The sequence below is a fragment of the Clostridium amylolyticum genome (assembly GCF_900142075.1).
Lineage (GTDB): Bacteria > Bacillota > Clostridia > Clostridiales > Clostridiaceae > Clostridium_AA > Clostridium_AA amylolyticum.
In genome coordinates this window covers 47,431-59,845 of the sequence record NZ_FQZO01000014.1, presented here as the reverse complement: position 1 = coordinate 59,845, position 12,415 = coordinate 47,431, and the positions used below count along the sequence as shown (strand labels likewise).

The following is a 12,415-nucleotide window of genomic DNA, read 5'->3' as shown; positions in this document are numbered from 1 at the left end:
ACGAAAGTAGTATATTCTTTTGAATTACAAAATCGGACACGTTGAACAGGGAATTAAACAAGAATTATAGATTTTTATAGATTTTTGGCAACGGTGGTTATATGTCGAAGTTGTTTAATGGAATAAAGATTAAGAATCTGGAGCTTAAAAATAGGATAGTTATGGCTCCTATGTGCATGAATTCTTCAGATAAGGAAGGTCATGCCACAGAATGGCATTTTATTCATTATCCTACCAGAGCCATAGGCGGCACTGATTTTATAATCGTGGAAGCTACTGGTGTGGAAAACAGAGGAAGGATATCCTCTGGAGACTTAGGTATATGGATGGATTCTCATGTAGAAGGATTAAAGAAAATAGTAGATTTATGTCATGAGCAAGGGGCAAAGGTGGCTTTACAGCTTGGTCATGCGGGAAGAAAATCCACCATTATTGAGGAAGACTCCATTGCCCCCTCTGCTATAGCCTTTGATGAAAATTACAGGGTTCCTAAGGAAATGACTAAAGAAGATATAAACACCGTTATAACTGCCTTTAAAGAAGGGGCAAAGAAAGCCTTAGAGGCTGGTTTTGACTCTATAGAAATCCATGGTGCTCATGGTTATCTTATAAATGAGTTTATATCTCCCTTGTGCAATAAGAGAACTGACGAATATGGAGGCTCATTAGAGAATAGGGCAAGATTTTTAATAGAAGTGATAAGAGCTGTAAAAGAAGTATGGCCAGAGGATAAGGCACTTTTACTTAGGCTATCCGCTGAAGAGTTTGCTGAAGGCGGACACCATGTAGAAGAAACCATTGAAGTGGTAAAACTAGCTGTTAAGGAAGGTATTGATGCAGTAGATGTAAGTACTGGTGCAGTAGTACCTGCTAATATTAATGTTTTCCCTGGATATCAGATAAGCTATGCTGAAAAAATTAAGGCAGCTGTTGATGTACCTGTAATAGGAGGCGGCCTTATATCTTCACCATTAATGGCGGAGGAAATAATTCAAAATCATAGAGCAGACATGGTTTTCCTAGGACGAGAGCTTCTTAGAAACCCTTATTGGCCTTTAAAAGCAGCCAAGGATTTAAGAGAAGAATTAACATATCCCCATCAATACGATAGGGCAAAATATTAAAAATGCTGATAATATAATAAAATATTAAAAATATAGTTGTGTTAACAAAAGAGGAATTAGTACTTGATTTAAGTATTAATTCCTCTTTTTATTTTATTGCTTATTACTACTTTGAGATTTAAAGCACAACATGCTCATAGACCCTTCCACACTATCATGGGTAATAACAAACTCCTCATCCTGCTCTAATAAACCTAATATATAAATCATAGGTATATAATGATCTGTGGTAGGCACTGCAAGTTTTGCATTCTCCCCAAAGCTTTCATAATTTATGAGACTTTGAAAATCCTTTGTTTTAAGCTTTTCCTTCACCCATTCATTAAAGTCCCTAGCCCAAGGATATGGCTCCATATCACTTTTTCTAAAGTACATAGGTATGTTATGAACCACATTACCGCTTCCTAATATAAGCACTCCCTGCTCCCTTAAAAATCTTAGTTTTTTACCTAGCTCATAATGATATTCCATAGGTTTGTAAAAATCTATACTTAACTGAAACACAGGTATATCTGCTTTTGGGAACATATGAGTTAATACTGCCCAGGTTCCGTGGTCAATCCCCCATTCATTGTTCTCTGAAACTTCAGGAATCCTATCTATAACCATATGAGCAAAATCTGGAGCCCCTGGCGCTGGATATTTTACATCAAAGAGCTCCTGAGGGAACCCAACAAAATCATAGATGGTCTTAGGCTTTTCTTCTGTGTTTGTGTAGGAACCTCTAGTAAGCCAGTGTGCAGATATTACTAAAATTGCTTTAGGTTTCACCTGCAAAGATTGTCCCATAGACTTTAAATCCCTAGTAAAAGCATTGTTCATAATAGCATTCATAGGATTACCATGACCGGTGAAGAAAATAGGCATAACAGCTTCTATATCTTTATTATTTTGAAGTCCTTCACTATTATGCTTAAAAATTTTAATGATACTTTCTGTTATAACCCCATCTATCTTAACATCAAAAATATCCATAGGTACCTCTTCTACCCTTTGTACATCATAAGCTAAGGCTATTTTAGGGATAGCATAAGGTACTTTTACAAGAAACTTATCATAGAAGCCTGCACCGTAGCCAATCCTTCCACCTTTAAGGTCAAAGGCCACCCCTGGCATTATTATTAAATCTATTTCTCCTGGATTCATTAACGGTGCCTTTTCTGAAGGCTCTAATATGCCGTAATAACCTTCTTTCATGTCTTCTAAGCTGCTTATTACCCTAGCTTCCATCATTTTACTTTCTTTATTAATCAAAGGCACTGAAACCTTTTTACCTAGGGTTAAAGCATGCTTTATTATTTCATGAGTATCCACCTCACTGCCAAAGCTTACAAATATAAATATAGATTTTGCAGTAATATACTCCTTAAGCTCTATAGTTTTATTAAATATTAGTCTATCTTTGTATTCTCTTTCTTCAACACTTATTTCATCTCTTCTTGAAATAATATGTTTTCTTAACTCTTTTTTATTCAAATAATCACACCCCACTTCTTACAATTAATAATCTATAATTAGATTATATTTATTATTTAACATTTAATATTAATTATATTATACATCAATAATTATAAAATTACTAATAAAAAGTATGTTAATAATAAAAAATTATTATATAACAAAAATTATTATACCCCTAAGGAACCTTTTATAATTACTATACCTATAAGATAAACTTATTCCTTTTTAATTAATTGTTAAAAGTTAGCTGGATTTAATTTGATGGTGAATAAAGTTACAATGTAAAACCTGATATTTAACTATGTCTAATCCTTCAATATATAAAAATAAGCTGCTGCCACAAATATTATCCCTCCTACCATATTACCTAGGGTTACTGCAGTTAAGTTATAGGCAAAGCCTCCCCAGCTTACTTTATCTCCATGAGGTATCAATAAAGCTGTAGAAAATAAAGTCATGTTTGCTACACTATGCTCAAAGCTTGAACTTATAAAAGCAAATATACACCAAAATATCATGATAAGCTTTGCTGATTCTTCTTTTAGCTTTATGCTGCACCATACAGCAATACAAACTAATATATTGCATAAAATACCTCTTAAAAAAAGCTGGCCAAAAGGAGCATTCATCTTTGCAGCTGATGCTGTTTGAAAAAATTTACCTGTGGTACCTGTGGCAAGTCCAGTTCCCACATATATTAATGCCAACATTATGGATCCTATGAGATTTCCAATGTAGCTAAAAATCCATATTCTTAGCACATCTATGGCTTTTATTTCTTTATTAAGAAAGCCTACAGTCATAACTAAGTTATTTCCAGTAAATAAGTCTGCCCCCGCCATAAGCACTAAGCTTAATGCCACTCCAAAGGACAAACCCATTATAAGCTTGCTATAGGGAGAACCTGCCTCATTTAATGTACCTCCAAGAGTAGCCATAAGTATTACTGCAAAACCTACAAACATTCCTGCCAAAATAGAGGATACTATGTACTTTCCTTTACTTTTATTTAATAAGGACAACTTCCCTTTAGCTGTAGTAGAAACCTTTTCAATGATTTCCACAAAAAATCACCTCACCCTTTTTATACTATAATTTAATTATACCTTTAAATATAAAAAAGGCATGTTATTTTTCTAAACATACCTTCATTAATATAAAACTATTTTGTAGTGCTAAACTTAATGGTATTACCATCTGAAACAGCCTTTATAGTTCCTTGCTCATCGGTTCTATATATTTTTATTTTAGCTTTATTAAGCCTATCCATTACCACCTTATGAGGATGGCCGTAATCATTGCCTGTTTCAGAAGAAATAACAGCATATTTAGGGGCCACTGCCTTTAAAAAGCCATCGGAGGTAGAAGTCTTACTTCCATGGTGTCCTACTTTTAATACATCTGCTTTTACATCTAACTTTTTATCCAGAATTTCTTTTTCACCTAAAGTTTCTGCATCCCCTGTAAATAAGAATGAATTATTTCCATATTGAAGCTTAATAACTATAGAATAATCATTGCCCCCTTCATAACTATCCTTATTAGGTGCCAAAATGCTACACACTGCATCTCCTAGATTAAAGGTAGAACCTACTTTAGGCAAGGTGAATTTTAACCCTTTATTTTTAACTGAATTTACAAATTTCTCATAGGTTTTAGTAGTGGCCACCTGCTTAGGGAAATACACTTTTCCCACGGGAAAGGCATCTATTACATCGTCTAAAGCTCCGATATGATCTTCATGAGCGTGAGTACCCACCACTACATCTAATTTTTTAACGCCTTGTTTTGAAATGTAATCCTTAACTAAGGGTGCATCCCCATTATTCCCTCCATCAATAAGCATGGAGTGCTCTCCCTGCTGTATCAATATGCTATCTGCTTGCCCTACATCTATAAAATGTACTGCAAGCTTGCCATTTAAAGAGCTCTTATCTTTAGAAGCATCTTTATTCTCTTCTCCTGCTTTATTTTTATCTTCCGCCTTATCCTCTGAACCTTTCTTATTTTTATCTTCGCTTACTGTAGTAATCTTCTCATTAACATCTTCTTTTTTCGGTGGTTTACTGCAAGCAGTTGCTCCAAATACTACTGCAATTATTAAAAAAATACTTAGTATCTTATTTTTTATTATTCTCATATCTTATCTCCTTAACGCATTTAATTAATAGTGATACCTATTATTATACTCATATGAAACTATATTTCAAAAGGTTATTGCTTAAAATATAACTATTATTTATTAGGTAATTATTATTATATTTTGCTTTTCAACATCTAGTTATAGTTATACACATTATCCACAATATCTTGTGTATAACTTTTTTTGTATATATTGTGTACAACTTTTTCATAAATCTCCCCCCCTTATTTTGCAGTATTTTTCCTTCTATATTTTTTCAATTACTCCCTATTTTTATATAACTGTTAAAAGTCTTGTATATAAAAATATTTCCCATAAAATTATAAACCTTACTTTTTTCAATATAAAATATAAATTTAAACCTTCCCTAATCTTCTCTTAAAACTTACAAGCATAATTTAAATATGAATATATTAAATTCTATTTTTAAATTTAAACAAAGTTACGATAGAAAAACCCTCTGCTTTTTAGCAGGGGGTTCTTCAACAGCCTGACAAAAAAACTCCCTAAGGAGTTTTTTTATTCATATCAGTTTAAAGAAACTCCCCAAGGAGTTTCTTTCTAAATTCTAAATTAAATACCCATTCTAAATTTTAAATTAACTCATAACTCATATTAATGTCATTAACTTTTACCATTAATATTATAAGGTTTTTAAATAGTCACATATGTCCATGTAAAAATCTCTTATGCGATAAAGCTCGCTTTCTTTGTTTCTTTCTCTCCAAACCTTGGAATAGTCAGCTATCCACTTTTCTAAAAGGGATGCCATTTCCTTTGGTGAGTAAATTAAAGCACTGCCCTCTCGACCAAAATCGTATTTTCTTATTATTAGGGATAAAGCATTTAATAAAGCTACCCCTCTAGCTGAAACATAGAATTCTTCTATATCTATGGTTCTTAAGCTGGATACTTCCCTAGATACCTTTATTAGTTCTTCAGAAAGCTCTAAGGCTCTATCATGAGCTTTAATTACTTTTTCATTATCTGTAGTGAAGTATTCTTTTTTCTTTTCTTCTGAAATTTCTGGGAAGCCTAGGAATTTGTTGTCCTTCCACCAAACAATTTCACCGTGATTTACTGTTTGCTGCCTGGATATTTCTCTTAGTATTCCTACTAAGCTTTCTGTTTTATCTCCATATTCCAGTAAGGAAATACTTTCATCTACCTTTGAGAATTCTTCATCATAATCTGGATTCCAAGATAAAGCTGCCCCATATATCATACCTGGCATGGAATTGCCAAATAGATTTATATGTCCATAATCTCCCCAGTCAGTATTTAAAACTCCTACTGCCTTATGCTTTTTACCGTGGTTTACCATTGTTTTTATATTAGGGAATGCTGACTCAAAGGAGTTCATAATCATGTTCCAGCCACCCACTCCTGGGCATACATATTGCTGTAGTCCTGATTTTGCCATAATCTCTACGTTTATCTCTACAGGGTCTGCAGCATAGTTCCAGTTAAGACAGATAACATCCTTTGGTATTTGGTCAAATAATTCTGGATGGTGTAGTATTATATCTCCCCAGAACATTACTTTTTTGTCCTGAGCTTTAACTATGTCTATAACCTTGTTTAAAAAGTTTACATATAACTGACCTTTACCTACTTTATCAGCTAATGCCTTATTCTTACCTTCTCCTAAGTCAAAGGTTTCATCACAGCAGATATTAAACTTATCTGAGGAGAATAAAGGTATAAACTCTTCTAACATGTTTTTTACAAAATCAATGCTTTCAGGATTTGAAACATCTAAAGTATGATGTGCCATACGATCATACCAAGAATACGGCTTATCTTCAATTTCTAACTCACATAAGTGCCTAAAAGATTTATTTCTTAAAGCCATATATAAGTGGCCAAAGGTAGATAAGGATGGAACTAATTCTATATGGCGCTGTTTACAATACTCATCAAATAAGATTATCTCTTCAGCAGTTAATGGATCTGCTCCCATCCATACTTCTGTAAGATTTTTAAAAGCAAAGGTATGCTCTACATAAAGCTGTATTTGGTTTAATTTATAAAAAGCGGCCCTGTCAGCTAATTCCTTTAAGGTTTCTAAAGTAGGTACCTTACCCCTAGTTACATCATGATAAAATCCTCTAAAGGCAAAATAAGGCTCATCATTAATAACCAAAGCTGGTATGCAAACTCCATGGTTTCTTATAATTTGACGCAGGGTTTGAATACCATAAAATAAGCCAGCTTCATCTGCTGCTTCTATTTCTATACCTTCTTTATAAACGGTTAATTTGTAACACTCTGAATTTCCTTTAGCCTTTCTTAGGTATATACTGTTATTTTCTTTTTTAAGAGATTTATTTACGTTAATATCTATTTTTAAACCATCTACTATCTCTTTCTTAAGCTCTAAAGCTGCCTGTAAATCTGTAGAATTACAGCTTGCGTCAAGTACGATTTCTGTATTAGGAAGTATGGTAAAGCTGCCTTCCTTTAATATCATTTCTTTTGGCATGGGAAGTAAACGCATGAATATCTCTCCTTATAAGTAGATTTCACTGGTGTTAAGCTTGTGAAAACCTCCTAACACCAGCATTAATAGGTTTAATATTTAAATTTATAGTTTATCATTCCTTATAGATGTTGTTACGCTTTATAAATTTAATAACAGGTAATGTTCTACAAATCTAATAAAGTATTTTGGGCAATTTCTTTAAATTCTTCATAGCTTTCACAGGTTTTGCTTCCCCAAAGCTTTTCAGCAAAAATGTGCAATGCTGGTTTTATGAGCTTATCTATTTCTTCTATGGAAGCTCCTTTAGCTTTATTATCATTCCAGTTATGAAGCTTTGCCCCTAGAAAATTAGGGCTGTTTTCTGGGCAGTTGTGCTTGTACCACATATTAGGCTGCCAACTCTCATAAAGATATTTTAGATCTGGATAATGACCTCCGGGAACTATATGGGTATATCCCCCTGAAGAATTTATGATGTCATATCCTCTTTCAATAAATAAATTAGGATCTTCATCTCCAGTCCAAGCATCTATAATGATATCTTTATTAGGCTGTTCTTTTAATTCCGTCTTAAAACCTGTCCAAACCACCGTCTTCTTGCCATGGCTTTTTATCTTTTCATTATATCTATTGATATATTTATTGAAGTTTTCTCCCATATCTCCGCTATATTCGTCTGCTCCTATATAAAAGAAGGATTCATCAAATAAGGGAGCAAATTCATCATATATCTTATCCATAAACTCATAGGTTTCAGGATTATTTATATCTAAATCCATTAAGCTGTTTTTTAAAGCAAGCTCTGGTTTTATCATGGTATAGCATCTAGCATGTCCTGGTGCATCTATTTCAGGTATAATGGCAATATTATATAACTTAGCATAGTCTTGAAGCTCTCTTATTTCTTCTTTAGTGTAATGCTCCTTAGCTGTAAGCTCTGGATAGCTGTCACACTTAATACGGAAGTGAGCATCCTTTTCATCATTAGTATCATTAAAATGAATCTGAAAGTAATTCATCTTATAATAAGAAAGTAATCTTACGTAATCCTTTAAAAAGCTTAAAGGGAAAAACTTTCTTGCTACATCTATCATAAAGCCTCTAAATCTATATTTAGGGAAATCCTTTGCAGTACCTCTAGGTAAATTTTTATGGGATGGCTCTTCCAATAGCATCTGTAAAAGTGTTCTTGTACTATAAAAAACTCCCTTAGCTGTATTAGCTTTCAAAGTAATAAACTCTGAAACCTCTAGTATATACCCTTCATGTCCTAAATCCTCATCCTTGCATCTTAATGTTAGATATAAATCTCCTGGCTTTGGATTATTAGAACTAGCTGTCTCTAGTTTATTACCACTAATCTTCTCTATATCTTCTCTAAATATGTCAGCTGTAATAGACAACTCTTGATAATAGGAGGCATCTACTAAAATTCTAGATTTTTCTCCTAAGGTAAAGGTGCCTTCCTTTGAAATCCAGCTGTTAAGAGCTGGTATTACCTTAGGCATGGCATTATTTAGGGAGTTATTAACACTATTCATTTCTTCATCTCCTCAGGTAATAAATTTTGTCTAATGGTTTACAACCTTCATTATATCACTTGCTATACCTAGTTTATAACCTATAGATTGGTAAACTATTTCACTTTCAGTATTTATCAAAAAAACCATAGGGTATTTTTTAGGTACTTTGTCTATAAGCGCAGAAGTGAAGCTTTCTAATATTTCATGATTTCTATCTATGGAAAAAGCCTTATTATCTGGCAGTTCTTTATAGTTTTCCAAATTAAAAGATGAAGTTAGCTTATCTTCTCCTATGATTAAATATATCCTTCCATCCCAATTATCAAATTCTTCTGAAAGCTCTTTTAGCTCTCTTAAGAGATGTTTAGTAGGCTCCCTGTCTGGTTCTATAAAGGCTATTACCGCGCCCTTATCTCCTAGAGAGTCCTTAATACTTTCAATTTTTCCATCTGCCAAGGTTATATTAAAGTTTTCAGGAATATTTCCATGGAAATTTAATTTGGCCTTATCCTTTAAAAATTCTACTTTCACTGAAGTTTTCTCATTAGGCTTTACTGTAAAATAAGTAAATTTAACTAATACCGTACCATCAGTAAGCCTAGTACCTGTAGTTAATCTATAGCTGCCCATAGGTACTTCAAAGCCTTTTTGGAAATAACTCAGGTCATTTCCTTCATAATCTAAAGTTTTAAAAATTCCATCTTCAAATCTAGCTAGAGAAAAGTTCCCAAAATACTCAGGTTTATTTTGCATATCCTCTTGGAATCTTAAGGTTATGCTACCTAGGGTTTTATTTACACCTTTTTCACTCTTTATTAATAAGGCCGCATCCTGCCAGCTTCCATCCTTTAGGTACTGAGGCCTTTTATCTGAGGGTTCCAACCTTGAAGGGATACCAAAGCTTCTGGCTAGGCTTACAAAAAGTATATTCCTTGAAGGAGCATCAGCTTTTTTAAGGCTAAAGGTGCCCTTGGAAGAAGCATATCCTACATAATAATTATAGCCATCCAGCACTTCTATATTTTCTTTCACCCACTTTACAAGCATTTCTGGATTTTCCTTAAAGACATTTATTTCACTTTCTTCGAAGCTTTCTTGAAATAGCTTTTTATGTTCTCCCAGCATTTCATAATTAACTCTTGGACACATTATATAAGGAAGAAAAATTTCCTCTTCATAATCACTTTTATACTTTAAAGAATTTACTAGATGATCTTTTAATACAGGCTTAAAGGTATCTTGCAAATCCTTTTCTCTTAAACTTTCTAAAAGTTTTAAAGGCCACTCACCGTACTTTTCTGTTTCCTCTTGTAAGAAAGCTACAATTTCCTTACTATTCCCTCTAGCGGGTTTTAAAACCTTCCAAACCCTATCTTTAGGAAGTTTTAATTGTAGTGCTATTTTTCCTGATTGCTCTTCACTTATAAAGATAGTTTCATAAGCTGTCCTTATATTATCTTCTTCTTTTAACCTTATATCGTTAGCTTTACGTTCTTCTTGGGTAACTTCTATATCTCCCTTATGAATTTCTGGAGGAGGCACCATTTTAAACTCCATGGTTCCATTCTCAGGAAGCTTATCCTCAATTATTACTTGAAATTCCTCTCCATCTTTAACACTGATTTTCTTAAACCCCCAAGAGGAATCTTTAAAGGCGTGAATTAATACATCACCATAACCTGTAGTTAAAAAAGTTTCTCCCTTTTCATCTGTAGTCTTTTTTACTATAGGATAAAACTCTGCAGTGTTGTATAGCTCAAAGTGAACTTTAGCCCCCTGAACTCCATGTCCTTTATTATCTATAACCTTAACTTTAATGCTTTTATTAGGAGAATAATTATCTAAAAGATTTATTTCGGTAAACCAATTTTCTGCTAAGGTTATTTCTTCAGGACCTGGATAGTTTCCTGCCACCCTGGTATTTACCAGCATAGCTCTTCTGGCAGGACCGCTAAACCATCCCATATTTAATCTTGGCTCTGGTTCACAGGCACCTAAAAAGTACCAGGTTCCATCTGCTAAGGCTTCTACCCAAGCATGATTAGAGTCACAGTGAGCCCAGCGAGGGGTATAACACTGACGAGCAGGTATGCATACACTTCTTAAAGCAGCTACCAAAAGTGTGGACTGCTCACCGCATCTTCCTAAAGCAGTTCTCATTAATGTAAGAGGTGACACTGTTCTCATATCAGTACCTATGTAAGTAGCCTTTTCATGACACCAATGGTTGATTTCTGAAATAGCCTCCTTAATGGATAAGTTTTCTATTCTAGGATAAAGTTCCTGAAAAATAACCTGTACAAAATCTTCTATATTTTCGTTGTTTATCCTATAAGGAAGGACAAAATGCAGGAATTGAGAGCCTGTTATACTCTTTCTCCAAGGCATTTTATCTCTGATGTTTAATATATTTCTTATGTGATTTAGAAAAAACTCGCCATCATGATCTGCCATATCATTTAAAGGCATGTAGGCATAGAGATAAGTTAAAGCAAATCTTTCTTCTTCTGTAAGCTCCTCTTTAAAAACAGAGAATAACTCCTTTTCTCTTTCCTTGGCTATTTCCTTTTTTATATTAAATTTTTCTTCTATGGTTTCTACATATTTATCATCTAAATTAAATATATTCATAAATTGTATCACTCCCTCCATACCTTTCCATCTTGCCTTATGCAGATACGATATTTTTTATCTTTAGAAAGAGTGGAAATTTGAAACATGCTGCTGGTAATTTCAATATCAGGGTTAATAGTAAAACTATCCCCTTGTGAAAGCTGGTTAAAATCACCGCAAAAACTTCCATGCTTTTCATAGTAATTTCTTTGTCTATAATATAGCTTTCTAAGCTGCCATTTTATAATCTCGTCTTCAGGAATTTCAAAATCTATATCTCCCTGCTCAGAGAAAACCACAAATCCCCAAAGCTCTGGATAATGCATGTTTATTACTCCTGTAGGGCTCCATACCCAGTTATCCTCAGCATAAGGAGCATTGGTTTCAGAATTAATTAATTTTCTATACTTTCCAGCCTTAACTTCCGTTTTCCATTGAACCCTGGAAAAATTAACCCTCCAATACTCTCCATGCTTTGGTTTTCTAGATTCAAAGGCACATTCCCGTAAAACCTTCCAAGGCATAGCCACCTCTACGCTCCATGATAAATTATGAGCTTCTGGGTTATTAAGCTCTCCTTGAATATGGATAGCGGTTTTTATACCTCTTATATCCCAACTGTTAACAGGTTTTCCATTATCCCTATAAGGCTGGGGAAGAAATAAATCCCAAATAGTATTTAAAGCATTTATCTCAAACTCGTAATAATTATGAGTATCACCATCTGGATCTATGAAAATTTCAAAATCATTGTCATGAAATATCACTGAATCCCTTTCCGTTAAAGTGGCCCATATTTTATCTTCTTCTAATTTGGCTCCAAAGTATAGGTACTCATCATCCCAAAGCATTTTAAATCTTGTACTTTTATTGGGCTTAGGTCTTATATCTCCTTCTATATCTACAAATTCTTCACTCCAAGGGGCATCTTCCCAAACCTCCTTTTGCAAATTTCCATCTAAAATAAGCTCCTTGGAAGTTTTGTGGCATATATAATCACTGGGTGCAAAATCTATATATGGCTCTAGGACACCGCTAAACTTCATAATTATCCGCCTTCCTCTGT

At 33.7% G+C, this 12,415-nt stretch carries 8 protein-coding genes; 1 reads left to right on the top strand and 7 read right to left on the bottom strand.

Annotated features, from left to right (window positions below; translation table 11 throughout):
* Positions 1-101: 101 nt before the first annotated feature.
* Entirely contained in the window at positions 102-1,124 is a 1,023-nt protein-coding gene (gene namA / locus BUA82_RS19720; RefSeq protein WP_073012701.1) for an NADPH dehydrogenase NamA, read from the top strand.
* Between the two features lie 93 nt (positions 1,125-1,217).
* Here namA and ygiD read toward each other — a convergent pair whose 3' ends face one another.
* The 7 genes from ygiD to BUA82_RS19680 all read right to left on the bottom strand — a co-directional run bounded on the left by ygiD (position 1,218) and on the right by BUA82_RS19680 (position 12,395).
* Positions 1,218-2,600: a 4,5-DOPA-extradiol-dioxygenase gene (gene ygiD / locus BUA82_RS20395; protein WP_178140788.1), complete on the bottom strand. Its 1,383-nt coding sequence runs from the start codon at positions 2,598-2,600 to the stop codon at positions 1,218-1,220.
* A gap of 290 nt (positions 2,601-2,890) precedes the next feature.
* Complete coding sequence (locus tag BUA82_RS19705) at positions 2,891-3,649, bottom strand: formate/nitrite transporter family protein (protein ID WP_073012699.1); 759 nt, start codon at positions 3,647-3,649, stop codon at positions 2,891-2,893.
* A gap of 98 nt (positions 3,650-3,747) precedes the next feature.
* Entirely contained in the window at positions 3,748-4,725 is a 978-nt protein-coding gene (locus BUA82_RS19700; protein ID WP_073012697.1) for a ComEC/Rec2 family competence protein, read from the bottom strand.
* A 646-nt stretch (positions 4,726-5,371) separates the two neighbouring features.
* Positions 5,372-7,228 (bottom strand): glycoside hydrolase family 20 zincin-like fold domain-containing protein, encoded by a 1,857-nt coding sequence (locus BUA82_RS19695; RefSeq protein WP_073012695.1) that lies wholly within the window; start codon positions 7,226-7,228, stop codon positions 5,372-5,374.
* Positions 7,229-7,377: 149 nt separating this feature from the next.
* Positions 7,378-8,754, bottom strand: a complete 1,377-nt coding sequence (locus BUA82_RS19690; protein ID WP_073012693.1) for a family 20 glycosylhydrolase — start codon at positions 8,752-8,754, stop codon at positions 7,378-7,380.
* A gap of 30 nt (positions 8,755-8,784) precedes the next feature.
* Positions 8,785-11,367, bottom strand: a complete 2,583-nt coding sequence (locus BUA82_RS19685) for a transglutaminase family protein (protein WP_073012692.1) — start codon at positions 11,365-11,367, stop codon at positions 8,785-8,787.
* 8 nt (positions 11,368-11,375) lie between these two features.
* The gene (locus BUA82_RS19680) at positions 11,376-12,395 is read right to left on the bottom strand and encodes a carbohydrate-binding family 9-like protein (RefSeq protein ID WP_073012690.1); all 1,020 of its coding nucleotides are present in this window, start codon (positions 12,393-12,395) and stop codon (positions 11,376-11,378) included.
* Positions 12,396-12,415: the final 20 nt, after the last annotated feature.